This is a genomic window from Ensifer sp. SSB1 (assembly GCF_016652895.1).
Lineage (GTDB): Bacteria > Pseudomonadota > Alphaproteobacteria > Rhizobiales > Rhizobiaceae > Ensifer.
The window spans coordinates 1-25,014 of the sequence record NZ_JAEPRP010000040.1 but is presented as its reverse complement, the minus strand read 5'-3'; the positions used below and the strand labels follow the sequence as shown (position 1 = coordinate 25,014).

32 protein-coding genes and 3 tRNA genes are annotated in these 25,014 nt (G+C 60.7%); 21 read left to right on the top strand and 14 right to left on the bottom strand.

The window, feature by feature from the left end; all coding sequences use genetic code 11:
• Nucleotides 1-24: 24 nt before the first annotated feature.
• Nucleotides 25-813 carry an isoprenylcysteine carboxylmethyltransferase family protein gene (locus tag I8N66_RS12570; protein WP_291154102.1) on the bottom strand — a complete coding sequence of 263 codons (789 nt, stop codon included), beginning with the start codon at nt 811-813 and terminating at the stop codon, nt 25-27.
• Between I8N66_RS12570 and I8N66_RS12565 the strand changes: the two genes are divergently transcribed.
• Complete coding sequence (locus I8N66_RS12565; protein WP_291154100.1) at nt 812-1,168, top strand: hypothetical protein; 357 nt, start codon at nt 812-814, stop codon at nt 1,166-1,168. The two genes, I8N66_RS12570 and I8N66_RS12565, sit on opposite strands and share 2 nt — an antisense overlap.
• A gap of 243 nt (nt 1,169-1,411) precedes the next feature.
• Here the strand turns inward: I8N66_RS12565 and I8N66_RS12560 are convergent.
• Nucleotides 1,412-1,485, bottom strand: a tRNA-Cys gene (locus I8N66_RS12560).
• A 383-nt stretch (nt 1,486-1,868) separates the two neighbouring features.
• Here I8N66_RS12560 and I8N66_RS12555 point away from each other — a divergent pair.
• The gene (locus I8N66_RS12555; protein WP_291154098.1) at nt 1,869-2,201 is read left to right on the top strand and encodes a hypothetical protein; all 333 of its coding nucleotides are present in this window, start codon (nt 1,869-1,871) and stop codon (nt 2,199-2,201) included.
• An 84-nt stretch (nt 2,202-2,285) separates the two neighbouring features.
• On the opposite strand, the gene lexA is transcribed toward I8N66_RS12555, so the two are convergent.
• The gene (lexA, locus tag I8N66_RS12550; RefSeq protein ID WP_291154096.1) at nt 2,286-3,011 is read right to left on the bottom strand and encodes a transcriptional repressor LexA; all 726 of its coding nucleotides are present in this window, start codon (nt 3,009-3,011) and stop codon (nt 2,286-2,288) included.
• A gap of 225 nt (nt 3,012-3,236) precedes the next feature.
• Entirely contained in the window at nt 3,237-3,488 is a 252-nt protein-coding gene (locus I8N66_RS12545; RefSeq protein WP_291154094.1) for a hypothetical protein, read from the bottom strand.
• A 368-nt stretch (nt 3,489-3,856) separates the two neighbouring features.
• Between I8N66_RS12545 and I8N66_RS12540 the strand changes: the two genes are divergently transcribed.
• Complete coding sequence (locus tag I8N66_RS12540; protein WP_291154092.1) at nt 3,857-4,273, top strand: hypothetical protein; 417 nt, start codon at nt 3,857-3,859, stop codon at nt 4,271-4,273.
• 295 nt (nt 4,274-4,568) lie between these two features.
• Here the strand turns inward: I8N66_RS12540 and I8N66_RS12535 are convergent.
• From I8N66_RS12535 to I8N66_RS12525, 3 genes are all read right to left on the bottom strand, one after another.
• Nucleotides 4,569-4,692, bottom strand: a tRNA-OTHER gene (locus I8N66_RS12535).
• An 87-nt stretch (nt 4,693-4,779) separates the two neighbouring features.
• Entirely contained in the window at nt 4,780-5,988 is a 1,209-nt protein-coding gene (locus tag I8N66_RS12530; RefSeq protein WP_291154090.1) for a tyrosine-type recombinase/integrase, read from the bottom strand.
• A complete protein-coding gene (locus tag I8N66_RS12525) occupies nt 5,988-6,515 on the bottom strand; it encodes a hypothetical protein (protein WP_291154088.1) in 528 nt (175 codons plus the stop codon). The genes I8N66_RS12530 and I8N66_RS12525 overlap by 1 nt, the downstream gene beginning before the upstream one ends.
• Before the next feature lie 208 nt (nt 6,516-6,723).
• On the opposite strand from I8N66_RS12525, the gene I8N66_RS12520 reads away from it, so the two are divergent.
• The 7 genes from I8N66_RS12520 (at nt 6,724) to I8N66_RS12490 (ending at nt 11,992) form a co-directional block, all read left to right on the top strand.
• Nucleotides 6,724-6,942 carry a hypothetical protein gene (locus I8N66_RS12520; RefSeq protein WP_291154086.1) on the top strand — a complete coding sequence of 73 codons (219 nt, stop codon included), beginning with the start codon at nt 6,724-6,726 and terminating at the stop codon, nt 6,940-6,942.
• A gap of 133 nt (nt 6,943-7,075) precedes the next feature.
• The gene (locus I8N66_RS12515) at nt 7,076-7,240 is read left to right on the top strand and encodes a hypothetical protein (RefSeq protein ID WP_291154084.1); all 165 of its coding nucleotides are present in this window, start codon (nt 7,076-7,078) and stop codon (nt 7,238-7,240) included.
• 66 nt (nt 7,241-7,306) lie between these two features.
• Nucleotides 7,307-8,227, top strand: coding sequence for a hypothetical protein (locus I8N66_RS12510; RefSeq protein WP_291154082.1), 921 nt, complete (start codon nt 7,307-7,309; stop codon nt 8,225-8,227).
• Nucleotides 8,228-8,253: 26 nt separating this feature from the next.
• Entirely contained in the window at nt 8,254-9,189 is a 936-nt protein-coding gene (locus I8N66_RS12505; protein ID WP_291154081.1) for a toprim domain-containing protein, read from the top strand.
• Nucleotides 9,128-10,342, top strand: a complete 1,215-nt coding sequence (locus I8N66_RS12500; RefSeq protein ID WP_291154080.1) for an AAA family ATPase — start codon at nt 9,128-9,130, stop codon at nt 10,340-10,342. Before I8N66_RS12505 ends, I8N66_RS12500 begins: the two co-directional genes overlap by 62 nt.
• A 276-nt stretch (nt 10,343-10,618) precedes the next feature.
• Nucleotides 10,619-11,341, top strand: coding sequence for a hypothetical protein (locus tag I8N66_RS12495; RefSeq protein WP_291154079.1), 723 nt, complete (start codon nt 10,619-10,621; stop codon nt 11,339-11,341).
• A gap of 69 nt (nt 11,342-11,410) precedes the next feature.
• Nucleotides 11,411-11,992, top strand: a complete 582-nt coding sequence (locus tag I8N66_RS12490; protein WP_291154078.1) for a P27 family phage terminase small subunit — start codon at nt 11,411-11,413, stop codon at nt 11,990-11,992.
• On the opposite strand, the gene I8N66_RS12485 is transcribed toward I8N66_RS12490, so the two are convergent.
• Nucleotides 11,993-12,154 carry a hypothetical protein gene (locus tag I8N66_RS12485; RefSeq protein WP_291154077.1) on the bottom strand — a complete coding sequence of 54 codons (162 nt, stop codon included), beginning with the start codon at nt 12,152-12,154 and terminating at the stop codon, nt 11,993-11,995.
• 253 nt (nt 12,155-12,407) lie between these two features.
• Between I8N66_RS12485 and I8N66_RS12480 the strand changes: the two genes are divergently transcribed.
• The 4 genes from I8N66_RS12480 to I8N66_RS12465 are packed head-to-tail and all read left to right on the top strand — an operon-like array spanning nt 12,408 to nt 14,280.
• On the top strand, nt 12,408-13,445 hold the full coding sequence (locus I8N66_RS12480) for a phage major capsid protein (RefSeq protein ID WP_291154076.1): 1,038 nt from the start codon (nt 12,408-12,410) through the stop codon (nt 13,443-13,445).
• A gap of 3 nt (nt 13,446-13,448) precedes the next feature.
• Nucleotides 13,449-13,868 carry a hypothetical protein gene (locus I8N66_RS12475; protein ID WP_291154075.1) on the top strand — a complete coding sequence of 140 codons (420 nt, stop codon included), beginning with the start codon at nt 13,449-13,451 and terminating at the stop codon, nt 13,866-13,868.
• Nucleotides 13,865-14,059 (top strand): hypothetical protein, encoded by a 195-nt coding sequence (locus tag I8N66_RS12470; RefSeq protein WP_291154074.1) that lies wholly within the window; start codon nt 13,865-13,867, stop codon nt 14,057-14,059. The genes I8N66_RS12475 and I8N66_RS12470 overlap by 4 nt, the downstream gene beginning before the upstream one ends.
• On the top strand, nt 14,056-14,280 hold the full coding sequence (locus I8N66_RS12465) for a hypothetical protein (RefSeq protein WP_291154073.1): 225 nt from the start codon (nt 14,056-14,058) through the stop codon (nt 14,278-14,280). Before I8N66_RS12470 ends, I8N66_RS12465 begins: the two co-directional genes overlap by 4 nt.
• 298 nt (nt 14,281-14,578) lie before the next feature.
• Here the strand turns inward: I8N66_RS12465 and I8N66_RS12460 are convergent, their stop codons facing one another.
• The 4 genes from I8N66_RS12460 to I8N66_RS12450 form a co-directional block, all read right to left on the bottom strand.
• Nucleotides 14,579-14,812 carry a helix-turn-helix transcriptional regulator gene (locus I8N66_RS12460; protein WP_291154072.1) on the bottom strand — a complete coding sequence of 78 codons (234 nt, stop codon included), beginning with the start codon at nt 14,810-14,812 and terminating at the stop codon, nt 14,579-14,581.
• Nucleotides 14,809-15,195, bottom strand: a complete 387-nt coding sequence (locus I8N66_RS12455) for an HNH endonuclease signature motif containing protein (protein ID WP_291154071.1) — start codon at nt 15,193-15,195, stop codon at nt 14,809-14,811. The genes I8N66_RS12460 and I8N66_RS12455 overlap by 4 nt, the downstream gene beginning before the upstream one ends.
• Nucleotides 15,185-15,358 (bottom strand): helix-turn-helix domain-containing protein, encoded by a 174-nt coding sequence (locus tag I8N66_RS37540; protein ID WP_365887209.1) that lies wholly within the window; start codon nt 15,356-15,358, stop codon nt 15,185-15,187. The genes I8N66_RS12455 and I8N66_RS37540 overlap by 11 nt, the downstream gene beginning before the upstream one ends.
• A 79-nt stretch (nt 15,359-15,437) precedes the next feature.
• Nucleotides 15,438-15,527, bottom strand: a tRNA-Ser gene (locus tag I8N66_RS12450).
• A 459-nt stretch (nt 15,528-15,986) separates the two neighbouring features.
• Between I8N66_RS12450 and I8N66_RS12445 the strand changes: the two genes are divergently transcribed.
• The 4 genes from I8N66_RS12445 (at nt 15,987) to I8N66_RS12430 (ending at nt 20,163) form a co-directional block, all read left to right on the top strand.
• Nucleotides 15,987-17,018 (top strand): septal ring lytic transglycosylase RlpA family protein, encoded by a 1,032-nt coding sequence (locus I8N66_RS12445; protein ID WP_291154070.1) that lies wholly within the window; start codon nt 15,987-15,989, stop codon nt 17,016-17,018.
• Nucleotides 17,019-17,081: 63 nt separating this feature from the next.
• The gene (locus I8N66_RS12440; RefSeq protein WP_291154068.1) at nt 17,082-18,242 is read left to right on the top strand and encodes a D-alanyl-D-alanine carboxypeptidase family protein; all 1,161 of its coding nucleotides are present in this window, start codon (nt 17,082-17,084) and stop codon (nt 18,240-18,242) included.
• A 212-nt stretch (nt 18,243-18,454) separates the two neighbouring features.
• Nucleotides 18,455-19,138 (top strand): dTMP kinase, encoded by a 684-nt coding sequence (gene tmk / locus I8N66_RS12435; RefSeq protein ID WP_291154132.1) that lies wholly within the window; start codon nt 18,455-18,457, stop codon nt 19,136-19,138.
• A complete protein-coding gene (locus I8N66_RS12430) occupies nt 19,135-20,163 on the top strand; it encodes a DNA polymerase III subunit delta' (protein WP_291154066.1) in 1,029 nt (342 codons plus the stop codon). The genes tmk and I8N66_RS12430 overlap by 4 nt, the downstream gene beginning before the upstream one ends.
• On the opposite strand, the gene I8N66_RS12425 is transcribed toward I8N66_RS12430, so the two are convergent.
• Entirely contained in the window at nt 20,158-20,463 is a 306-nt protein-coding gene (locus I8N66_RS12425) for a pyrophosphatase (RefSeq protein WP_291154064.1), read from the bottom strand. The genes I8N66_RS12430 and I8N66_RS12425 overlap by 6 nt on opposite strands.
• Before the next feature lie 176 nt (nt 20,464-20,639).
• Here I8N66_RS12425 and metG point away from each other — a divergent pair, with 176 nt between their 5' ends.
• From metG to I8N66_RS12410, 3 genes are read left to right on the top strand one after another with little or no spacing between them, the layout of a single operon-like run.
• Nucleotides 20,640-22,193 (top strand): methionine--tRNA ligase, encoded by a 1,554-nt coding sequence (gene metG / locus I8N66_RS12420; RefSeq protein WP_291154062.1) that lies wholly within the window; start codon nt 20,640-20,642, stop codon nt 22,191-22,193.
• An 11-nt stretch (nt 22,194-22,204) separates the two neighbouring features.
• Complete coding sequence (locus tag I8N66_RS12415) at nt 22,205-22,984, top strand: TatD family hydrolase (protein WP_291154060.1); 780 nt, start codon at nt 22,205-22,207, stop codon at nt 22,982-22,984.
• Between the two features lies 1 nt (nt 22,985).
• Complete coding sequence (locus I8N66_RS12410) at nt 22,986-23,822, top strand: MBL fold metallo-hydrolase (protein ID WP_291154058.1); 837 nt, start codon at nt 22,986-22,988, stop codon at nt 23,820-23,822.
• Nucleotides 23,823-23,854: 32 nt separating this feature from the next.
• Here the strand turns inward: I8N66_RS12410 and I8N66_RS12405 are convergent, their stop codons facing one another.
• Nucleotides 23,855-24,802: a phosphoribosylaminoimidazolesuccinocarboxamide synthase gene (locus I8N66_RS12405; RefSeq protein WP_113537252.1), complete on the bottom strand. Its 948-nt coding sequence runs from the start codon at nt 24,800-24,802 to the stop codon at nt 23,855-23,857.
• Between the last annotated feature and the right edge of the window lie 212 nt (nt 24,803-25,014).

Genomic DNA, 25,014 nt, shown 5'->3' with positions numbered 1-25,014 from the left:
GTACGAGCAAATCCCACCTTGGCTTCACTGTGCTGATCGCAGCTTACCCGCGTTCATGAACGGAAGAATGCGCGGGACGTCGAGTGCATAGGCGCCATAACTGGGGAACGCGGTCTGCAATACTCGTTCCTCGTTGATCATTCTGCGAATTTGCAGCAGCCACTGGACACCCCCAAGAAGTACCGACCAGACAGAAAGATTGAGGACGATCAAGCCGATGATGGCGATCTCTTCCGTTAGATAGAGCGGGTGGCGAACAACCGAGTAGGGGCCGCCCGTTATCAAGGTCCGGGCCTCCGGCATGATGCTGAAGGCGCGACCGAGCCAGAAAAGAACGAAGGCTGACGAAACCATCCCGACCACGATCATAGCCGTGCCGGCCATTTGAAGCGCCAAGCCTGTATCGGCGGGCTCGGGCAAGTATGCGATCAGCCCGAGAAGAAATGTTCCTGCCATCGCGGTCAAATAGGGCTCGAAGCCAGTGGCTGCTTTGATCGGGGGCAAGCGCGTAATGGCTACCACGCAGACCATTCCGAGGAATAGGACGGTGGCGGCGGTTGAAGTCAACGCCAAGACGTCAGCCGACTGCCATTCGTCTTTCACCACGATTTGCGCGGCGTGAACGATGCGCCGCAACATCGCGATTGCGAAATACGCGCAGATACCGAATCTGCCGATGATGTCGGCGAAGAGCAACGTTCTACCCTTCAGCATCCAAAATACCTCCCCCTCGATCGCCGGTAAGAATGCCACGGTTGCGAGCGGCTTCAAGCGTAACTTTAGAAGTTGCTTAATTCGGAAGGTCGACGCCATGTTGTGGCCGCCGCAGCACGACTATGTTTTGTTGGCCACGATGTCGAAATACGTCGTCGACGGATTTATGCGTTCTTTGAAGGGTTTGGTGTGTGGGAGCTCTTTCCGCGCCACGTCCAAGTTCGACAAGGGGCCGCGCCTCTTTAGGGGCGGCAGACAGCATCGGGAGTACGTGCTGAGCCTCGAAAAGATCGGCGAGATTGTCGTCAGAATCGCGCTCGCCGAGATCGATGCGAGGGACGAGCGCTTCTTGCAGAAGGCGATGAAGTGGCAGCGACCGATCCCGTCGCGACCCTCATGGACGCTCACAGGGCGGCCCGGAGGGCGCTATGACAGCCTTCCGCAGAGACGGTGACCTGCGACGTGTTCGTAGGCGGCGCGAAGGAGAAGCGGGGTTCAAGCACCTGCAGCTGGTGAGCGGGTTTCTGGCTCAGGATTCGCTGTGAACATGTCGCATTTCATGTCGTATGGATCCGCCGTCGCCGCGTGGAAGTGCAGGGAAAGCAAGGGAATCTCGTAGCAACATCGCGTTACGCGGAAGCGGTGTTTTTCCGCTTCGCGACGACTGCAACATATTGATTATATTGGTGAATATATTTGGAGGCCTCGCCCGGAATTGAACCGGGGTACAAGGATTTGCAGTCCTCTGCGTCACCACTCCGCCACGAGGCCTCACGGCTCGGATAACCGAGCGTTGGCGGGGATTTAGAATGATTGCAGAAAATCCGCAAGAGGCATTTTCGGAAAAAGCACAAAGCGAATTTGCGGTTCGGGCGCTTTCCACAGGCAGAACGTCTGGCAATGTCGATTGCTCCTGCCCAGCGTGCAGCAATGCTTCAAGAGGAGGTCGGAACGATTGCCTTCCTCAGCTTACTCCGGGTTGAGACACCTGGGAGCTTTCGCTCAGGCGTGCCACACGCCCGCACAAGCCACGTCTTCTAAATCCCCTGCGGATCTTATCGCTTCGGTGAAATCGGCAGAGGGGGAACGATGACTCCGCTGACATCAGCCGCATCGGTAGCGTCCGTCATCATCAAGCGGAGGCAATGGCTTATATGAAAACGAAACTTGTCCTGACGGCCTTGGCCCTCTTTGCTGCGACCACATTCGAGGCGCGGGCAGAGGACCTAGTTTTCAAGCTGAAGAACAACACAAATGCAGTTCTGACTAACTTCTACACGTCGCCGGTGGGCGTCAACGAGTGGGAAGACGATGTATTCGGCCGGCAGGTTCTGAACCCCGGCGAGAACATGGAGATCACCATCGCTGACGGTCGGGATGTCTGCAAGTACGACATGCGCTTCGAATTCGAAGAGGACTCGGGCCTCGATACGACCGAAGATACGCAGGACCTTTGCGAACTCGGTGAATACACGATCCACGAGTAAGCGGCGCGTTATCGGATAAACAAGAAGAGCCTCGCTACCCCAAGCGGCAGCGAGGCTCTTCAGAGCGCCGATTTTTTCTGGAGGTCAATGGTAGCGGCGGATCAGCCCAACGAGCTTGCCCTGGATCTTCACACGATCAGGCCCGAAGATCCGGGTCTCGTAGGCAGGGTTTGCGGCTTCGAGCGCGATCGACGCGCCCTTGCGACGGAAACGCTTCAGCGTCGCTTCCTCGTCATCCACGAGCGCCACGATGATATCGCCGGGGTTGGCTGTATTGCCATTTCGGATGATCACGGTGTCGCCGTCGAAGATGCCGGCTTCGATCATCGAGTCGCCCTTGACTTCGAGGGCGTAGTGTTCGCCGTTCCCGATCATATCGAGTGGAACGGTGATGTCGTGCGTGTTGTTCTGGATCGCCGAGATCGGCACACCGGCAGCGATGCGGCCCATGACCGGCACGGAAACCGATGTGTTTTCGGCCACTGGCGCCGGCTTCGGTGGTGCGGCAGGGGCTGCCGCCGGCGGCTTGCCGAGGCTTCCCTCGATCACGCTCGGCGAGAAGCCGCGACGCGGCTGCTGCTGGCTGGACGCGTAGGATTCCGGAAGCTTGATGACCTCGAGCGCGCGGGCCCGGTTCGGAAGACGGCGAATGAACCCGCGTTCTTCGAGCGCGGTAATCAGACGGTGGATGCCGGACTTCGACGCCAGGTCGAGCGCATCCTTCATTTCATCGAATGATGGCGGGACGCCCGACTCCTTCATGCGTTCGTGAATGAACAGAAGCAATTCCTGTTGCTTGCGGGTCAGCATGGCACGTCGCTCCAGAAGGCGTGAAACAAATCAAGAACAGACACTATCTGTTCCATATGTGTTCTGCAAGTGCCTAAAATTCCGTGAATTCAGTCAATTGGCGCGACTGCGCGTGCCGGTTGGTCACTTTTACGGGAGCAAAGCGGGTTTTGGTGATGATTGTTTGGTTGGAAACGACCGTATTGGACTGCGTCGAGCGAATCGCGAGCGTTCTGATGGCGAGGGTCAGGCCGGCTGCGTGGCGGCGCAGGCGTCTTCGAATTCCTTCACCGTCTCGGCGCTGTTGTCTTCGGGAAGCACCGCGTCCGCCGCATCGGTTGCCACGGGCGTGTCGCCGTCATAGACGAACGACTGGATGTAGAACGCAATGGCGCCCTTCCACACGTTGCGTCCATCAATCTGGTGGCAGGGTACGGCGCTTTCGAAGTCCGTCTGCAGTTCATCGACCGTGGCGGCACTGAGCTTGACGTCAGGCATGTTAGGCGATGCGACTATCGAAGCGAGAAGCAGGGCGGCAAGCACGGTGATCGTCCACTTTGAGGCAAGGGTGGGACTACGGGGCGGTTAACGATGTGAACCGCGCTTTCGTTCCGAAGTCCAGCAAACTTGGCGATCACTCTCATGTGTTCAACAGGTCTTTGAGTTCAGGCTGTGACCGTTTTGCGCCAGAGGTGCGCGGCGGCAAGGCCCTTGATCCTGGTGCGATCGGCCGACCCGCATTCGCATCGGTTGTGCCAGTCAATGTCCTCCCTGTTGGAGTGCACAAATCCCTGTTGTGATCGCGCCGCATTGTCTCGACAGGTTGCAAAAATACGATAACTTTGCGGGGAAAGTGGGGTGGTTGCATGCATAGATTGTCGTTGGCGGTTCTCGGTCTGTTGGTGGCGGCCGGAGCGGCCTCTGCTGAAGAGGGCCGTTCGAATATCTGGAAGCGGATCAACGCCTGGACGGTCGGTTCCGATCTGTCCTTGGGCGGCTCGTGCTACGCGGCGACGAGCTATGACGCCGGCGCGATTCTTCGTATCGGCTTCTATCCAAGGGGATCGGCGAACCTGGCGTTTCTTTCGATCGGCAATGCCACCTGGAAATCGATCGAGCCGCAAAGAGAGTATGACGTTGCCTTGCAGCTCGACCGCGGCCGCCAGTGGCCGGCCGTTGCGTTCGGCGTGGACCTCACGGGTTCGAAGGCTCTGGTCGTCAATTTTTCCAATACCGACTTCTTCACCGAATTCGTTCATGAAGTGCCAGCGGGCCGTGGATGAGATCATTGCCGACGAAGGACGCAAGTCCAAGGAGAAGAAGGCCGATCCGTTCAATGCGCCGGGCGAGAAGCGTTCAGCACGCGACCCGTTCAGCCTCTAGCATTGTCGAAATCCGGACTTCTTGCAGACCTCCGGCAATCGGTTTGAGGTTAGGACGGAGAACGCAGATTCATCTGCCGGCGGCGAACCAGCCGCTGTATCGGAAAATCAACTCAACCTTGCCTACGCGGGCCCATTGAGATGAAACAGCGCCACGGGTTGCGGTCGTTGGTGGGGCTATATTCCCTTGGGGAAATGGCGGACAGGGTGGGATTCGAACCCACGGTACGGTTTCCCGTACGCTGGTTTTCAAGATGTATAGCGGGTTATCCGCGTCTTATCTTATGTTTCCGTAAGGCGTTGAAACCTCTTCGCTTTCCGGTGAATTCGCTGCACTGTCATTCCCGGCCTTTCCGGGTGCTTTCGGGCCTTTTCTGCATATCCTGCGGCACGATTGCGGCACTGCCTCACCCTTCCATGAGCTTCCTCAAGCGCTCGCCCATGGCGTCGGCGGCGGCCTTGTCGTGCTCGTCGCTCGGGTGAGTGTAGAGGCTCAATGTGATGGCCGGGGTCGAGTGGCCTAACCGCTGTTGCACCGTCTTGACGTTCGCGCCCTCATCCATGATGAGCCTCGTGGCCATCGTGTGCCGGTGGCCGTGCGTCGGTTGTACGCCCTTCACCTTGGCGCGGCGCATGACCTGCCTAAGCCGCCCGCTCATCGTCACCGGTTCCATGACGCCGCCACCGGCAACCGGGAACACAAGGTCCAGATGGGCGGCATAGTCCCGGCCCCATGCCAGCCGTTGCGAGGCGGTGAAAGCCTTGTGCTTGCGCAGCCGCTCGACCACCGAGGCCGGAATGTTGATGGTGCGCCGGCTCGTCTCTGACTTGGTGTTTTCGCGAATGAACGGCTTGCCGTCCAAATCGAGGACAACGGCGCGCTCGATGGTGATTTTGCTGGCCGACAGGTCAACGCAACTCCATTTCAGGCCCAACAGTTCGGAACGGCGAATCCCGGTGGCTTGCAAGAGCATCACCACCAAATCAATGCCGGGGTAAATCTCGCCCTTGGCCTCGGCGGCAATCGCGGCCTTGAGGACGCGGGCCGACTCGTCGTCGGTCATGGCGCGGACCTTGGATTTGGCCGGGGTTGGCGGCTTGGCGTCTCGGGCCGGGTTCTCGGCAATGAATTTCCAGATACGGGCTTGCTCCAAACAGGTATGGGCGACCCGGTGGATATGAAGGACCGATTGCGCCGACAGGGGCGTTTCGCCGCCGTCACGCTTCCGGCTCTTGCCGCCGCGCTTCAAGAGCGTGCCGTAAGCTTCATCCAAGTGATGGGTGCCGAGCTTCGATAGCGGCACGTGGCCGACGAACCGGGCGAGGTTTTCGAGGTTAATCGAATAGCCGCTAATCGTTGCCGGGGATAGCTCGGCCCGGTCGGTGATATGGGCGACCCACTTGCGGAAGAATGTCGCCACGTCTTGCCCCTCGGGATTGGATACGCCCCGGCGCTCGACCTCGGTCTCCATCCGGTTCGCGTAAGCCTTGGCATCGCTGGCCTTGCCGAAACTCTTGGAATGTTGCGAGCGGTCGCCGTTTGCGGCCGTCGTGTGCCAGATGGCTCTATGGAACGTGGCGCCGTTGGCGCGTTGGGATTTGCGAACGTAAGCCATTATGCGGCCCTCATCTTGCGGTGCGCCGCGCTCTTGCAAGCGGCCGAGCAATAAATGGCGCGGGTCGTCTCAAGGGCGAACCAATGGCCGCACTCGTCGCAGCGCCTCGTCGGCGTTCGCTCAAAAATCATCTGGACCGCGCTCATCTGCATGAAGGTGGCGAGACTTGGGGCACGCGGGCAGATGCCGACTCCGCGCACGACCTCGTTGGTGACGTCGAAATGCAACGTGCCCTCGCCGGGGAAGCCAAGTACGCTTGCATGGTCGACAAGCGCCTTATCGGTGGTGACATGTGAGACACCGTTGGCATCCGGCGCGACATAGGCAAGCGCGGCCACCTTCAATGTGTCCTGTACCTCTTGCCAGTCCTTGAGCGCGCTTCGCTCGGGGAGCTTGCTGTTTACGTCGCCATATCTGGCGATAAACCCCTTGATGATATCGGCCTTGCTCAAGTCCGCCTCGGCGAAGGTGCGCCAGAACCCTTGAGGCCGGCGCGCTTCCCATGCTTGCCCGGTGCCCGTCGTCATGAGGGTCCGGTCAACATCAATCCGGGCCGATTTGAACCGATGCCCGCGAAATAACAGAAGTTGTTTTGCCACGGATTTTCCTTTCTTTCCCTAACGGTTCCTGTTGTACCTTATGACCGAATTTACCGCAATATTCCGTGTTGCATGATTTATGTAACCGTGTTTCCCTTTGTTATCGGTAACACACGAGAAAGGGAGAAAAAGGCCGATGAGCATTCCAGCAATTCAGGAAAAGGGCAGGTTTCGCGGTTCCGGCGCCGGTTACACCATTACGGCAGCGGCAAAGACCATCCCAATGCCGCGCAAGCGCCTGCAACGCGCCGTCGATAACGGCGAGGTGCCGACCATCCGGTTTGGTGGGCTCGTCCTCATCACCGGGAAGACGATTGAAGATATCCGCGCGAGCTTCGGTATCGAAGCGGCCTAGACCCAACGCAGAGAAGGCCGCCAGCTTGCGCGGGCGACCCCCATCAAATGAAGCATTTCGGAGCGCTTCAAACGTAGGGGCCGCATCCTTCCGCGTCAACTGGTTGCCTTTCAACACGAAAGGAAACCAAGTCATGAATATTCAGCTTCCATTGCCAGTCGGAACACCCGCGCCGGAAATCTCGACCGACGAGGTGCGCAAGGTGCTGCTGGAACTGGCGCGACTCCATCGCCAGAAAGCGCGGCACTACGCCGCCGCCGCGAAGGATATGGCGCAAGCAATCCAGGTTGATGTTTGACACCACGACCGGCGCTTGAGGGGGGCGGCGCCGGTTTCCCTTCACCTTTTCGGGGAGACCCCCAAGATGAGCAGACCGATAGGATTCATTGAAAGCTGGCAACCGCACGCCAAGACTCGCGAATTGCTTTCGCAAGTCGCCCATATCATCGCCGAGTATCAGCAATTCGGGCCGATGACGTGCCGGCAGGTGTTTTATCGCCTCGTCGGGACTTTCGACTATAGCAAGACCGAAAACGCCTATTCCTCGCTTTGCGAGGTTCTACAGCGCGCCCGCCGCGCCCGCCTGATTTCCTTTGATGCAATTCGCGACGACGGCACCGTTTCGAAGGGCGGCGGCGGTTACAGTTCGTTTCACCAACTGTTGCAAGCCTTCGAGTCGAACGTCCGCTATTTCCGCCTTCGTCCCGATATCGGCCAGCCATCCCGGCTCATCGTCCAATGCGAGGCCGCCGGCATGACCGAAATGCTGGCGCGGATGGCTTCCCCCTATGGCGCGACCGTGCGCTCGGCCGGCGGGTTCGATAGCGTCACGGCAAAGCATGAACTGGCGCGCTCCATCGCCTTTGAGAGCCGGCCGACCGTCATCCTGCATCTCGGCGATTTTGACCCATCCGGCGAACATATCTTTCAGAATCTTGAGGCCGACGTTTCCGCCTTCATCGAGGGCATGGGCGAAGATACCGACAAGGCGATATTTCGGCGGGTCGCGGTGACGCCCGAGCAAATCCGCGGCTTGGGCCTACCCACGGCCCCGGCCAAGAGTACCGACCGGCGAAGCTTTGCCGGCTTGGATGGCGACGGGACAAGCACGGTCCAGTGTGAGGCGATTTCGCCGCCCGACCTGCAAGATATCGTCTTGGCGGCAATTGCCGAATGGTGGGACGAGGACGCCGCCCAAGCGCTGAAAGAGCGAGAGGCCGACGAGCGGCAAGAGCTTCAAACGTGGTGGGCCAATCGCCCCGGATTTGACGGGGGCGACGAATGAGCGCCGATTACGAGACCTTCAAGCGCTTGCTCGATGGCAAGCCCGAGGCCAACGTGACTTGCGAATTTTGCGCCAGCCGTTGCGAGACGAAACGCGGCGCGGCGCGCAAGGTGTTGCGCCTGTGGCCCCATTCAAAGCGACCCGAGGCCGTCAACTATCTTTGCATCCGGTGCGGCGAGCGCGGCACTTTCAGCGCGCCGACCGCGCAGGAAAAGACGGAACAGAGCGCGGAAGAAAAGGCCGAGGTAGACCGGCGATTCGCCGAGAAGCGCCGCAAGGAAGAGAAAGCCAAGGCCCGACGCTTGGCGCTCGCCCGCCGTCTATGGCGTGAGGCCGTCGACCCGGTTGGCACCTGGGCGGAAGAATACTTGAACGGGCGCGGCATACAGTTGCCGGTCAACGGTTACATTCGCCGCCTCGCGTTCGGCTTTCACCCGGAATGCCCGTTCCCCGATTGCAAGCCACGGCCGGCGTTGCTCGTCGCCTTCACTCGCATCATGCGAAATCCGGCGCTCGATGTTTTCGAGGATGACGAGGTGGTCGCAATCCACCGCATCACCGGGCGCGGCCACGACAACAAGGCGATGCTCGGGGCGGTCGGCGGCGCGGCCATGATGATTTCCCCGAGGGAACAGGTCGGCGGCGTCCTGCATATCGCCGAGGGCGTCGAAACCGCGCTTGCCATCTATGGCGAGGGCAAGCCGGTGACGAGCTTCCGAGAGGAAGACGACGGCAACCCCTTGGCCGTATGGCAACGCCCCATTTGGGCGCTCGGCTCGGCCGGGGCCATCGAGGCATTCCCCGTCATTCCCCGAGTCCGCAAGCTCGTCATCTGGGCCGACCACGACAAGAGCCGCACCGGTATCGAAGCGGCCCGCCGATGCGCCGAGCGCTGGAAGGATGCGGGCCGCTCCGTCGAGATTCTCATGCCGACCAGAGAGGGCGCCGACTATGCGCAATAAGCCACCATCCGAACCCGACGCAACAGAGCAATATGGCGACAATATCCGCGAGCTTTACAGGCCCAAGCCGAAACCCGAGCGACCGGCGCCCAAGATACGTTTCAAGCTCACTCGCTTCAAAGACCTGAAACCCAACGGCCGGCGGCGATACCTCGTCAAGGGGCTGATACCGTTTCCGGGCTTCACCGTGGCCTATGGGCCGGCGAAATGCGGGAAATCGTTCTGGATTGTCGACCTCGCAATGCATGTCGCTCTTGGTTGGAAATATCGAGGCCGGCGGGTGAAGCAAGGGGCCGTCGTCTATTGCGCTTTCGAGGGTGCGACCGGCGTCAGTGACCGGGCCGAGGCGTTCCGCAAGGAATTTCTGGAAGCGGGCGCGGACCCGCCATTCTATGCCATCACGGTTCCGGCAATCCTCGCCGCCGACCGCAAGCAACTGATAGCCGAGATACGGGCGCAACTCGGGCAGGTGGTGCCGGTGCTAATCGTGCTGGATACGCTCAACCGTTCAATCGGCGGCTCGGAAAGCTCCGATGAGGACATGGGCGCTTTCATCAAGTCGGGTGACGCAATCATTGCGGAATTCAATTGCTCGCTCGTCATCGTCCACCATACCGGCCTCGATACGTCACGCCCTCGGGGCCATACCTCGCTCGTCGCCGCCGCCGATTGCGTGCTTTCGTTCAAGCGGGACAATGAGGGCAATATCATTGTCACCGTCGAATTCATGAAGGATGGGCCAACCGGTGCGAAAGTGGCCTTCAAGCTTCGTGTGGTGGACCTCTACACCGACGAGGACGGCGACCCGGTGACGTCATGCGTTGTCGAGCCCGTGGACGATGCACCGGGCCTTTCCGAACAGCTTAAGGCCAAGTTGCCAGACTCGGCCGTCGCGGCTCATCGGGCGCTTATCGAGGTATTGCTTGAACGCGGAAAGGTGCCCGAGCGGTCGCGCTATATCCCTGACAATACGCAGGCCGTGATGATGGATGAGTGGCGAGAGCATGCGCTTAAGCGCGGCGTCTCGGCTTCCGATAATCCGAAATCAACGGCCAGAGCCTTCACCCGTTCCGTGGAACGGTTGGCGAAAGAGGGATGGATAGGACAGTGGAAAGACCTTGTGTGGACAGCGCGACAGGACACGGTGCGTTAGCTGGCGACAACGGCGACAAAGCGACACCCTTTAAAGGGGTGTGTCGCCTTTGTCGCTTGTCACCCTCTACCGCCGACCACCGCCAACCATCCCGACGACAGAGCGACAAACAGTGACAATTGTCGCTCTGTCACCTTGTCGCCTCGTCGCAGTGCCTTCGGAAATAGTTCGTTGTGTATAAAGCTCCGAAACCCCGAAATGGGACTCCCTCGTCTGCGGGCAGTGCGGTTAGCCTCTCGCCCTATGATAGAAGACCTCTCAGGAATCGCCGAGAAGATGGAAAGCCTACTGCCGTTGTTCATCAACGGCGGCAATATTTCCGGCTTGGTTCTTGCAACTCCACATGCTGCGGCGTTCAAAGGGCTCGCTCTTGAGGCTAAATCAATCCTAGATGACGAACTCGGCATCGCTAACGACTATTCGAGGAATCTCGCCCATACTGCCGGCATTGGCATAAGCGGAATGTTCTATGATGGCGGCCCCTCGTACGCGTCGGTTGAGGAATCGGGTCAGATTGTCCGAGCCGGCGCGCGAGCGGTAGGACGCAAGAGAGCAAAGGCACCACTGTCGCAACCAGCGTCCCCCAAGCCTTACGTTGATCAATCACGCATCAGTGCGCTTCAGGGCCTCAGCAACGGGCCGTGGGACTTCGTACGCCTCGTGGAACTGTGCCGCGAATTGAATGTGGCTGCTGCAAACCGCTGTCACCTTTCAACCGCTATGCTTCTTCGTGCGATAATGGACCATGTTCCGCCTGTCCTTGGATTCGGGACTTTCGCCGAAGTCGCAACCAATTACGGCACTCCAAAGACAGAAAGGTCGTTCAAAGCGTCAATGCAGCGTCTTGAGACCTCATTGCGCAACATTGCCAACGTTCACCTTCATTCACCGATTAGGTCGAGAGTGGACTTGCCAACTGCAATTCAGGTGGATTTTGCGTCAGACCTCGACGTGCTTCTCGGTGAAGTCATCCGCGTTAGTCGCGCCGAAAGCGATTGATGACGGTCCCCTCGGGCGGGGGGGCGGGTCGCGTTCGCCAGAGAGCCCAATGGGCGTCCGCGCCGTGGAGTGCAACGTGAGAAATTGTTGGTTTTTCGGGCTTTATATCCGAAAATAATAACGCTGAAACGAGGGCATCCCGTGGCCAAAGCCGTCAAACTCGCTGTTCACAAGCCGCCAACGGGGCTCGACCCCAAATATCATGCGGAATTCCGTCACATCATGGAGCAACTGGCCGAATTGGCGGCCTCGGCCGACGTGGAATCGGTTGCCCGGTTGGCCCGGTGCCGGGTCGATGAGAAGGAAACGAGCGCCATCATTGATGCGGCCGGCAGGATGGTGACAGGGCAAAAGGGCAACCCGGTGAAACACCCGTTGACCGGCGCACTGGATGCCTTGCGGGCGAGGGCGACCCGACTTGAGGGCGAACTTGGCGTAACAGCCGCCGCTCGTCGCAGAATAACCGGTCGCCGGCCCAAGACGGCCGAGGACAAAGAGACATGGGAAGGGCTCGCCACGGAAGGCTTGCTGCAATCCTTCGCCGACCCGTCATGGGCACCGAGCGCCGAGCTTGAGGCGAGAATGGCCGCGCTCTGGCCGACGTCCGCAACGGCAAAGCTGCATGCGGAGAAATCCGGCAAGCCGCGATAATCAGTGCCGCGTTTTGTTGTCCTCATTGAACCGGGATGCAAGGGCAAAAGCAATAGCCTCACCCTCGGGCGTGCCCCAATACCGACGCGGCACTTCGAGCGCTTCGAATAGGATTTGCCGCCATTCGGGCATCGGCTTTGGAAACAGGATGACCTCGCCCATATCCTCATCCTTTCGACGGTGCCGGCCGTGGGCCGGGTCTACAGCGCGACCGGCGCTTTTTCCGCATGTCGCATCGTCCGCGCATCTAGCGCGTCTACAGCCAAATATGGCGTTGCATTTTTGGCAACGAATTCATCGCTTTGATGACCTGCCTTCACCTGATACATTGATTGCAGTCGTGTAACAGGGCATTCCGGCCGCCCAATCGAACAATGTTCGCCCCGCGCCGGAATCCATCGAGCCGGGGTTTTTCATGTCGCACTCTCTCGAAAGTATCGGCCGCGAATTGCAGGACTTGCGCGGTCTGTTGGTGAAACTTGAGCGCGGCGGCAAGCGCAAGCCCACGGGCACAAGGTTCATTGCGCAAGCGGCGGCGGCCATTTTCCATCACCTCAAGGACATGGACGCGGTCGAGCGCTGGCAGCAAAAGGCGGCGACGTCGCCCGCGATGACGTCGGTCACCGGCTGGGCCGCCGAACTGGCGCAGAGCGTCACGGCCGATTACGTGCTTTCGCTCGGCGGCGGCGTCTATGCCGCGCCGTCCCTGTTTCAAGCGGCGCACGGCTATTCGATGAGCGCTAGCGTCAAGGCGGTGATTGCCGGGTCTGCCTCGGCCTCTTTCGTCGGCGAGGGCCAGCCCATCGGCTTGACGAAAGCGGCGTTTTCCTCGGCCTCGTTCCAGGCGCATTCGATAAAGGCGATTGCCAGCTTCACCGAGGAAATGAGCGAGCGCACCGCGCCGCAGGTTGAAACCTTGCTTCGGACCATCCTCAACAAGGCGGTAGGCTCTTGCCTCGATAGCGTGCTTTTTGACGCCAGCCCCTCATCCGCTATCCGGCCCGCCGGATTGTTGAATGGCATCACCGCGACGACGGGCGGGGCAACTTTTCAAGCCGATATCGCCGCCTTGATGGCCGTCGTCAAACCCGCGAACCCTGTTTTCATCACCGGCCCCGGACGGCGGGCGGCATTGGCGGCGGGCGGCGACCTTCTCGGCTTCTCCGATTACAGCGTGCTTTCCAGCGAGGCCGTACCGGATACGCGCCTTATCCTCGTTGACGCCGACGATTTGAGCGTGGCGTTCGGCGGCGAGGTTAAATTCTCGGTGAGCCGTTCGGCGGTTTTGGTCGAGCAGGACCAAGCCGGCGTCGTACCGTTTTCCGATGGTGCCGGAACCATCGGCGCCCCCGCGAGGTCGCTTTGGCAAACCGACTCGGCCGCGCTCCGGGCCGTCCTGCCGACGTCGTGGGTGGCCGCCCCCGGTGCCGTCGCCTATACCGACGAGGCTTGAACCATGGAAGAGGCCGGAAGCTACAAGAGCCCGTGCGAAGATGGCGTTTACCGCACTTTTGATGAGCGAATGGCGTGGAAGGCCGAGCAAAAGCGCGCCGAGGAAGAACGCAAGGCGGCGTTGAACATCTCTTGGAAAGACTGGCTCGACCGGAAGCTCGACGGCCTTATCAAGGGCGTGGGCCGCCTCATCGGCGAGCATGTGAAGGCGATGCGGGCCACCATCACCGACGCGCTCGCATTGGAGCGCGCCCGCATCGACAAGGCGCTTGAAAAGCTCGATGCCGAATTCAAGCGCAACGACCGCATTCTTGAGCAGCGCTTGGCAGATGCGGAATACCGCATGGAACGGATGGCCGAGACGAAACTGCGCAAGCTTGAAGCCGAAATCGCCAAGCTCAAGGCCGAGAGGGCAAGCCGATGATGCATGAGCGTCTGCCCAAACCGGAAAAGCCAAAGGCGCGGTTCCTTGCCCTCGTCGTTTGTGTCGATGGTACGAGCTACCGGGTAAGCGACCACGGCAGCCGCCTCGACGGTGAGACGCTGGACCCCGGCCAGACGCTTGTTGAGGTTCTGGCAATCGTCGCCGACCGGATAAGGAAGGAAAAGCCATGAGCAACGTTGTCATTGTACGGCGCGACGGTGCCGAGCTTGTCGAACATGAGATGCAGAATGCACCCGCCGAACAGTTGACCGGGTCGCTCGGCGAACTCGTCGCCATCGCGAAAAACATGGACGCCGACGACATTGCGCTTGATGTTGATGCGGGGGCCGGAAAGCTCCATTTCCGCGCCTATCGCAGGGCAAAATCCATTCCGCCGGCAAGCTCGCCCTAAGTGCGGATGCGCCGGGGCGGCGATGTGAGGTCGTCGCCCCGGCTTCAAATATCGCATGAGCCGGCCTAAGCGATGGCCGGGACCATGCGAATGAGGCCGGGACGGAGGCCAGTGACAATAAGTGCGGTACGTCCCGGCCCGCTTCATCGCCTCGGACGCGGTCGGTCCTTTGGCAATCGCTTGGCATCGGCCGCCCCGAGCGGCTTTGGCCCCTTGGGCGACGTGGCCCCGATGGTTTCCGGTTCCCGTGGCGGTTTCTTGGGTTTTGGTCGGGAACGCCAAAGGTCGAGAGGACTTTTCATCGCCCGAACCTCGGCGGCGTTCGCGGGTGATGCACCTGGGCGACGACCGAGGGCGGCAACACTCCCCGGAACAGGCTTTGCAGCCGCTCCAATTCGTCAAGCGTGAGCTTGTCGGTTGCCCCGTTGATTGTCTGGTCGAGCGCTCGGCGGGAAATTCCGGCAAGGCGGTGAATTTCCTGTTTGGTGATGCCGGCCGCTATCAGCCGCCTTGTGAGCGCTACCGGGTTCATTGGCGGCTCACCCTTGCCTTGAGGGTGGCGGCATAGCGCGGGTCCACCGTGCGTTTGTCCTTGGGCAGGTTCGCGACCTTGATGGCGTCGGCGTTCGTCTCTTGCGCCCATGGGTGCCACGGGTCGAGGCTCACGCCGTCCTCGTCGCATGCGCCGGCAAGCGAGCCCTTTTCATAGGCGGTCGTGATGCGGTTATGGCAGGGCTGGCAAAGCGCTTGCAGGTTGGAACGGTCATAGCGCCGATGCGGGGCCACCTTAACCGGCACGATATGGTCGGCGTGAGCCGAGGGCTCGCCGCATCGGACGCAATGGCGGTTGGCGCGAAGGAACGACCGGGAAAGCTTCTCCCATCGCTTATCATAGAGCCGGCGGTCAACGGGCATCGGTTCGCCTCGCTCGATAAGCCCGCTCAATGGCAAAGCCGGTTTGATAGGACGGCCGGTGCGTGATGCCCTCGGCAATGCGCCATATCGAGGCATGGGAAATCCCCGCCTCGGCGGCTATCTGGCGATAGGAAAGGCCATCGTCGCGAAGGGCGGCAATCATCGATTCGAATTGTTCGGCGGGGTCGGGCACTTTGCGCATCGTGGTAACAAATTACCACAAGGGCGCGGGGCCGGGAAATTGGCGGATGGGGTGGGATTCGAACCCACGGTACGGTTCCCCGCACGACGGTTTTCAAGACCGTTGCCTTAAACCACTCGGCCACCCATCCGACCGATGCCGCAAGCTTTGCAGCCCTGCGGCACTTTTGCGGCACTTTTGCCGCTATTTTTTCCCTAACCGATTGAGAGGAAAGGGGCATTTCCGACAGTGGCACACGTTTTCAAGACCAGAGCCTTAAACCACTCGGCCACCTGTCCTTGCCTGAAGCAACGCTCGACTGCGTGCCGGGCACGGCGTTATTGCGCGAAGCCTTGGCGCTTTGCAAGAATTAACATGCGTCGCCGCAAGATTTTCTCGACCGCTTCGAAGAGCACGCGTCGGGCTGGATTGCGTTAACTAGCCATAAACCATAACTCGCGAAATGCGGCGCCGGCCTGTGGATGAGTTCGCATTTTCGCCTTGATGATGTCATGAATACACACCTGTTCCGTTTCGGGACGCCGAGATTTCCGCTGGGGGTAAGCGGAAGGTTTCGAGTACGGCTTTATCGATCGATGTTGTGGGACAGATGAAATCCAGTAAAAATGCGGCATATCTGGTCAAGGGACTGCGCCTTGCGGCGATACCTGCGCTCTGCGTAGCGCTTGCCGCCTGCGGCTCCACGTCGAACGTCAAGAAAACTGCGCGGAGCAAGGAGTACTTTCCTGAATCCGTCTATGGCGTAAAGGCCAGCCCGCGCGTTGCCACCGGCAACAACATCCCGAAGGGCGGCGGACGCTTTCAGGTCGGCAAGGCCTATCAGGTCAAGGGCAAGTGGTATCAGCCGAAGGAAGACTTCGGCTACAACAAGACGGGTACGGCTTCCTGGTACGGCTCGGCCTTTCACGGGCGCCTGACTGCCAACGGCGAGGTCTACGACAAGGCGCATCTCTCGGCCGCGCACCCGACGTTCCCGCTGCCGAGCTATGCGCGCGTCACCAACATGGAAAACGGTACGTCGGTCATCGTTCGCGTCAACGACCGCGGGCCTTATGAATTTGGCCGCATCATCGACGTTTCCTCGAAGACGGCAGACATGCTCGACATCAAGCGCAAGGGCAGCGCGCAGGTGCGGGTGCAATATGTCGGTCGTGCGCCGCTCGAAGGCAACGACATGCCCTACCTGATGGCATCCTATGTCGAGAAGGGGCAGCGTGGCCCGAGCGTGATGCCGGAAGGCCAGATCGCGACCGGCGTGATGGTCGCTTCGAACGAGCCGTTCCGCAATCAGAGCCTCGGCACGATCACAGTCCCGGCAAAGGCTTCGCTCGATGTCAGCGAGCCGGTGACGGCACTTGCCGCTCCCGTGCCGCAGTTCGCCCAGCCACAGTCGTTCAACGAGTTCGTCATGCTGCCGGAAATCGGCCCGATCCCGCGCGAGCGTCCTGAATACATCCCGATGCCCAACGGCAACATGGCTTTTGCGGCCGCCTATTACGAAGTTCGCGTCAGCGATGCCGAATCGCCGTTTGAAGCGATCATGGTCGACAAGAAGCAACTGACGCCGCAGGTGATCGTCGATTACGCCAAGCGCCAGAAAGCAAGCGGTTCTGTCCGATAAGCACAGACGGCGTTGTGCCAAAATGACCGCGCTGCTATGCCCGAGGGGAACCCGGAGTTTCCCATGCGCATGAAGATGTTTTCGGCGGTGTTTTTCAGCGTTTCGCTGCTTGCCGGCGCCGCACTCGCGCAGGCACCGGCGCCTGCCTTCGATACCAAGGCAAAGCAGATCCTGCTTGTCGATGCCGAAACCGGCACCGTGCTTTTTTCACGCGCCGAAAACCAGCCGATACCGCCCGCGTCGCTTGCCAAGCTGATGACGATGGAAGTCGTGGCCGAGGCGATCGGCAAGGGCGAGCTTTCGGCCGAAACCACCTTCGAAGTGTCCGAGCATGCCTGGCGTACCGGTGGCGCACCCGCCGGCACCTCGACGATGTTTGCCGCGTTGAAATCCCGCATGCGCGTCGCCGACCTGTTGCAGGGCGTTGCAGTGCAGCTTGCCAATGACGCCTGTATCATCCTTGCCGAAGGCATGACCGGCAACGAGGGCGCCTTTGCCGAACTGATGACGGCGCGCGCTCGCGAGCTTGGCATGCCGGTCGCAACGTTCCGCAACGCGACCGGACTTCCCGATCCGGGCAACCAGATCACGATGAGCGAACTGGTGACGCTCATCCGGCATCTCCACGAGGCGCACCCGGATCTCTACCGGCTCTATTCGCAGCCGGAGTTCGAATGGAACAAGATCCTGCAGCGCAACAAAAACCCGCTGATCTCGGCCAATATCGGCGTTGATGGTCTGGCGACTGGTTTTGCCGAAGGTTTCGGCTTTTCGCTCGCCGCTTCCCTCCAGCGCGGCGACCGCCGGGTCTATCTCGCCATGGGCGGCCTCGAGACCGACAAAGAGCGCATCGAAGAGAGCCGCAAGGTGCTTGATTGGGCGATGTCTGCGTTCGAAAAGAAGCGGATCTTTGCCGACGGGGAAGCGATCGGCGAGGCGGCCGTCTATGGCGGCGATGCCTCCCATGTCGCGCTGGTTGCCGGCGGCCCGGTCGACGTGCTGCTGCCGGTCGATAATCCGGACCGGTTGACGGCGCGTATCGTCTACAAGTGGCCCTTGCGGGCGCCGGTGACGGCGGGAACGGAGGTCGGCGTCGTCAAATTGTGGAACGGCGAGAAGCTGCTGCGTGAAGTGCCGGTCAAGACCGCGAGCGCCGTCGGGCAGGGCACGCTCACCAGCCGTGCCCTCGATGCGCTGCAGGAACTGCTGTTCTTCTGGATTTAGCGACAGCAAGCCAAGGCGGGGGAGGTTCTCGCCAATTCATCGCCACCTGACGGTTTCACAGCGCCGGCCAATCGGCTAAACAGAGCCGAAGCGGGATGAGGATGGTTTGCGCAGTTTTCCGCTCCATCCCGCTCCAACCTATTAGAACCGGTCACGCGGTCGATTCGACCAGATTTCATCGTGACCGGGGTCGCATGCCGATATGGGAACGCATGGTGTCGCTGAAAAAAGGTCTGTTCGTAACATTCGAAGGCGGGGAAGGCGCCGGCAAGTCGACGCAGCTCCGTCTTCTCGCCGAATCGCTGCGCGCGCGCGGCTACGAAGTACTGACGACACGGGAGCCCGGCGGTTCAGCCGGCGCTGAAGCGGTGCGCCACGTGCTGCTTTCCGGCGCCGCAGAGGCTTTCGGGGTGCGGATGGAGGCGATCCTCTTTGCCGCCGCCCGCAGCGATCATGTCGAAGAGGTCATTCGGCCGGCGCTCGATCAGGGCACCATCGTGCTCTGCGACCGCTTCATGGATTCCTCGCGCGTCTATCAGGGCATTACCGGAAACCTGGAGCAGAGCTTCGTCGAGAGCCTCGAGCGTGTGGCGATCAACGGCGTGGTGCCCGATCGGACCGTGATCTTCGATCTGCCGGCCAGTGTCGGCCTTGAGCGGGCGCAACGCCGCGCCGGCGATGACAATCCCGATCGTTTTGAGAAGGAACAACTGGAGACGCACGAGAAACGGCGGGATGCCTTTCTCGATATCGCCAGGCGCGATTCCGAGCGATGCCGCGTCGTGGATGCGACACAGCCTGTCGAGGCCATAGCCGCCGAGGTACTTTCGCTCGTCGAGACCCTCCTGCCGCATGGCGATGGCACCGATACGTCGGCCGAGGAAGTGGTGTCATGAGCGAACGAGCCGGCGTCCTGGATGGCGCCATCGCGCCCGCCGAGAACAATCGGCTCTTCGGCCACGAGCAAGCCGAAGCATTCCTCGCGCAGAGCTATCGTTCTGGCAAGGGACACCACGCGATCCTGATCGAAGGGCCGGAGGGGATCGGCAAGGCGACGCTTGCCTTCCGCCTTGCGCATCACATCCTGAAACATCCCGAGCCCGCGGAAGCGCCTGAAGCGATTTCCGATCCCGATCCGGCTTCCGCCATCGGGCGCCAGCTTGCCTCGGGCGCCTCGCACAATCTGTTGCACCTGACGCGCCCGATCGATGAGAAAACGGGCCGGGCGAAGGGCGCGATCACGGTCGACGAGGTCAGGCGGGCCGGCAAATTCTTCAGCCAGACGTCCGGTACCGGTAATTGGCGCATCGTCATTATCGACCCGGCTGATGATCTCAACCGCAATGCGGCCAATGCCATCCTGAAGATCCTCGAGGAGCCGCCGCGCCGCTCGCTCTTCCTGGTGCTGACGCATGCGCCCGGAAAGCTGCTGCCAACGATCCGCTCGCGCTGCCTGCCGTTGCGGCTGAGGCCGCTTGACGTGGCACCGCTAAGCCAGGCTCTGGCGCATCTCGGTTTCGATCTCGAGGGCGAGAATGCCGAGCGCATCATTGCGGCCGCCAATGGCAGCGTCGCCGAAGCGCTGAAGCTCATCAATTATGGCGGACTGGAGATCGCCGCGACATTCGAAGGGATCCTCGCAGGGCAGGGGCCGGCGGTGCGCAAGGACATGCACAAGCTGGCCGACGTGCTGTCGGGCAAGGACAGCGAAACGATCTTCGAATTTTTCCAGGCGCTCGCGAGCGACCGCATCATGCGCGATGCGCGGGAGGCTGCGATTGCGGGAGACATCATGCGCGCCGAGCGCTTCGCGCGGCTTTCTGCCTCCGTGACCGAGCGCTTGACGGTCAGTGACGCCTACAATCTCGATCGCAAGCAGACCATCCTGTCGCTGCTCGACGACATGAAGGCGGCGCTATAGCACCGCCTGGAAGCGCCACTTGCGCTCGATCGCGGCGCTGAGGTCGAGCTTGTGGTGGTGGGCAAACAGCAGCACATGCCCGAGCAGATCGGCGGTCTCGTCGGCCATCAGCGCCGTGAGTTCGTCCGTCGATACGCCGTGGCGCCGGCCGCGCCCACTGAGCTTGTTCCAGACCTGCGTCAGCTCCCCCAATTCCTCCTGCATCTTCAGGATGAACCAATCGGGATCACGTTCGATGCCGTGCGCGCCGGCATAGCCGGCGGATGCAGTTTCAAATTGGCTGCCAAGTCGTTCCAGCATGATTTGTCCTTCAGCTTGTTTCTGTTTTGTTCTAGTTGGCGCGTGCTGAGCGCGCAAGGCTGGGAGCAGCGACGACGACCGCGGGGCCCGGGCTTTTCACGGATCGCATGTTTCTTCCTTGCGGCGTATGCGCTAAGAGCGTGCGTAGCTTAATCCGAGATAGATCGAATCCGCCTATGAGAGACACGTCCCCCTTTTACATCACCACCGCGATCTCCTATCCGAACGGCAAGCCGCACATCGGCCACGCCTACGAATTGATCGCGACGGATGCCATGGCGCGCTACCAGCGCCTCGACGGACGTGACGTGTTTTTCCTGACCGGAACGGACGAGCACGGCCAGAAGATGCAGCAGACCGCGCGCAAGGAAGGCGTGACGCCGCAGGATCTCGCCGACCGCAACTCGGCGGAATTCCAGAAAATGGCCGTGGTTCTGAACGCCTCCAACGACGACTTCATCCGGACGACCGAGCAGCGCCATCACCAGGCTTCGCAAGACATCTGGACCCGCATGGGCGAGGCGGGCGACCTCTACAAGGACTCCTATGCCGGCTGGTATTCGGTGCGCGATGAAGCCTACTACCAGGAGAACGAGACGGAGCTGCGCGATGACGGCGTGCGCTACGGGCCGCAGGGAACGCCGGTCGAGTGGGTCGAGGAGCAGAGCTACTTCTTCAAGTTGTCCGAATACCAGGACAAGCTGCTGAAGCACTACGAGGAAAACCCTGACTTCATCGGCCCGGCGGAACGCCGCAACGAAGTGATCTCCTTCGTGAAGTCCGGCCTCAAGGACCTCTCGGTTTCTCGCACCACCTTTGACTGGGGCATCAAGGTCCCGAACGACCCGTCGCATGTCATGTATGTCTGGGTCGACGCGCTGACGAACTACATCACCGCCACCGGTTATCTCGACGATCCAAAGGGTCCCCGTGCCAAATTCTGGCCGGCGAACATCCATGTGATCGGCAAGGACATCATCCGCTTCCACGCCGTCTACTGGCCGGCGTTCCTGATGTCGGCCGGCCTGCCGCTGCCGAAGCGCGTCTTCGCTCATGGCTTCCTGCTCAACAAGGGCGAGAAGATGTCTAAGTCGCTTGGCAACGTCGTCGACCCGTTCAATCTCGTCGAGCATTTCGGCCTCGACCAGATCCGCTACTTCTTCCTGCGCGAAGTCTCCTTCGGCCAGGATGGCAGCTACAGCGAGGAGGGGATCGCAACCCGTATCAACTCCGACCTCGCCAACGGCATCGGCAACCTGGCGAGCCGCTCGCTGTCGATGATCGTTAAGAACTGCGACGGCCAGGTTCCGGTCTGCGGTCCGCTGACCGACGAGGACAAGGCGATGCTGGCCGCCGCTGACGCGCTGCATGAAATCACCCGCGATGAGATGGGCAAGCAGATGATCCACCGGGCGCTGGCGGCAATCATTGCCGTCGTTTCCGAGACGGATCGCTATTTCGCCGGCCAGGAGCCCTGGGCGCTGAAAAAGACCGATCCGGCCCGCATGGGCACCGTGCTTTACGTCACGGCGGAAGTCGTGCGCCAGATCGCCATCCTGCTGCAGCCCTTCATGCCGGAATCTTCAGCAAAGCTGCTCGACCTAGTGGCAGCACCTGCCGACAAGCGCGACTTCGCAGCTCTCGGCGAGGCGGGGCGTCTGGTCTCGGGCACACCGCTCGAAGCGCCGAGGCCGGTGTTCCCGCGCTATGTGGCACCGGAAGCGCAGTAGGGCATTTGAGCATGCTGATCGATACCCACTGCCATCTGGACTTCCCCGATTTCGAAGCGGAGCGTGACGCCATCGTCGCGCGGGCGCACGAGGCGGGTGTCGAGCAGATGATCACGATCTCGACCCGTGTGAAGCGGTTCGAGACGATCCTCGCGATTGCTGAAGCCTATCCGAACGTCTTCTGTTCCGTTGGCACCCATCCGCACAATGCGGACGAGGAACTGGACATCACGACGGAGGATCTCGTTCGGCTTTCGGCGCATCCAAAGGTGGTGGCGATCGGCGAGGCGGGTCTCGATTACTTCTATGATAACGCGCCGCGTGACGCGCAAATAGAGGGCCTGCGCCGTCATATCGCCGCTGCACGCGAGACGGGACTGCCGCTCGTCATTCACAGCCGCTCGGCCGACGAGGACATGGCAGCGATCCTGACCGAGGAAACCGGGAAGGGGGCCTTCCCTTTCCTTCTGCATTGTTTCTCGTCTGGTCCTGACCTCGCCCGGGTCGGCGTGGAGCTCGGCGGCTACGTCTCGTTTTCGGGCATCCTGACCTTCCCGAAATCCGAAGAGCTGCGCGAAATCGCCAAGACCGTGCCGCATGACCGGATGATCGTCGAGACCGACGCGCCTTATCTCGCGCCGAAGCCGTTCCGTGGCAAGCGCAACGAGCCGGCTTACGGTGCCCATACGGCCGCCGTGCTTGCCGAAACGATCGGCGTAAGCGCGGAGGAAATCGCAACGATCACCACGGCAAATGCCTTCCGCATCTTCTCCAAGATGCCGAGGCTCTGACGTGGCGTTCCGGCGCACCTTCACCATTCTTGGCTGCGGGTCGTCGCCTGGCGTTCCGCGGATCACCGGTGACTGGGGCGCCTGCAATCCTGAAAACCCGAAGAACCGGCGCATGCGCGCGGCTTTGCTTGTCGAGCAAATCGCGCCCGATGGCGGCAAGACGACCGTCGTCATCGACACCGGGCCGGATTTTCGTGCGCAGATGGTCGCAACGAACGTGCGCCATATTGATGCGGTGCTCTATACCCATTCGCATGCCGACCATCTGCATGGCATCGACGATCTGCGGGGTTACGTCATCGAAAACCGCAGGCGGGTGCCGATCTGGGCCGATGCCTATACGATGGGCCGCATTCGCGAAGGGTTTGGCTATTGCCTGGAGTCACCGCCCGGCAGCGGCTATCCGCCGATCGTCGAGCCGCGGATTATTCCCGACGATCTGTCGCCCGTGGTGATATCGGGCGCCGGCGGGCCGATCGCGTTCCGGCCGCTGATGCAGTTTCACGGCAACATCCATTCTCTCGGGTTCCGCGTCGGCGATTTCGCCTATTGCAGCGACGTCAGCGATTTTCCGGCGGAGACCGTCGCCAAGCTCGGCGGCCTCGATCTGCTCGTGATCGACACGCTGCAGTACAAGTTCCACCCGAGCCATCTGTCGCTGGTACAATCGCTCGGCTGGATCACCAGGCTGCAGCCGAAGCGGGCGGTGCTCACGCACATGCACGTGCCGCTGGACTACGACATGGTCCAGAGCGAAACGCCCGAGCATATCGAGCCGGCCTATGACATGATGCGGCTCGAATTCGATATCGACGATCCGGCGCCCGCTGACGCATAATTTAGATTAAAATACCGATCTAATATGCTGATTTATTTGGAAAAATATGGCGCGAGATTGGCCCGGATGCGGTCCAGAACCGTAGCGCCGGAAAGATCCGGAGCGAAGCGCTGGCCGGTGATCTTCTCAAAGGCTTCGATATAGACAGCCGACGTCTGTTCGATGAGATCAACAGGAATTTCCGGGATCGGGTCCTTGTAGGGATCGCAGCGCGCGGTGACCCAGGCGCGGACAAAATCCTTGTCGAAGCTTTTCGGGCGTTCGCCGCGCTCGAAGCTCTCTTGATAGCTGTCGGCGATCCAGTAGCGGCTGCTGTCGGGCGTATGGATCTCGTCGGCAAGAATGATCGTGCCGTTTTCGTCGGTTCCGAACTCGTACTTGGTGTCGACGAGGATCAGGCCGCGCTCGGCGGCGCGCTGCTGGCCGCGGGCAAACAGAGCGAGCGCATACTGCCAGACGGTATCGAGCTGTTCCTTCGTCAGCAGACCTTGCTCGAGGATCGCTTCAGCCGAAAGCGGCTCGTCGTGGCCGCCGTCGAAAGCCTTGCTGGTGGGCGTGATGATCGCCTGGGGCAGCTTCTCATTGTCGCGCATGCCGTCCGGCAAGGTAATGCCGTACATCTCGCGCTCGCCGTTGCGGTACTTCGTCAGGATCGAGGTGCTGGTGGTTCCGGCGAGATAACCGCGAACGACGACCTCGACTGGCAGGATGTCGAGCCGCTTGCCGATGACGACATTCGGATCCGGATAGCTGACCACATGGTTCGGGCAGATGTCGGCCGTTTCCTCGAACCAGTAGCGTGCCGTCTGGGTCAGTACATGACCCTTGTTCGGGATCGATGTCAGGATGACGTCGAAGGCGCTGAGACGGTCGGTGGCGATGATGATGCGATTGCCGTCGGGCAGGTCGTAGTTTTCACGAACTTTGCCTTTATAGCGGCTTGGCAGTTCCGGAATGAAAGCATCTGTAAGAACGCGCAATTCGCTCATCGCATCTGGCCTTGAAAGTGGTGTTCGGTGCCGGAACGCTAAGCAGGCTGGAAAGGCCGGGTCAAGCTCGGCAACACAAGGATTGGCCGCAATCCATGTTTTCCGGTAGATGCAATAGTTCCATAATCTATCTTATGTGATCTCTATGTGTAGCGGCTATTTAGTAATGCGACAGTTGGGCCAGTTAGAGATGCGACAGTCTC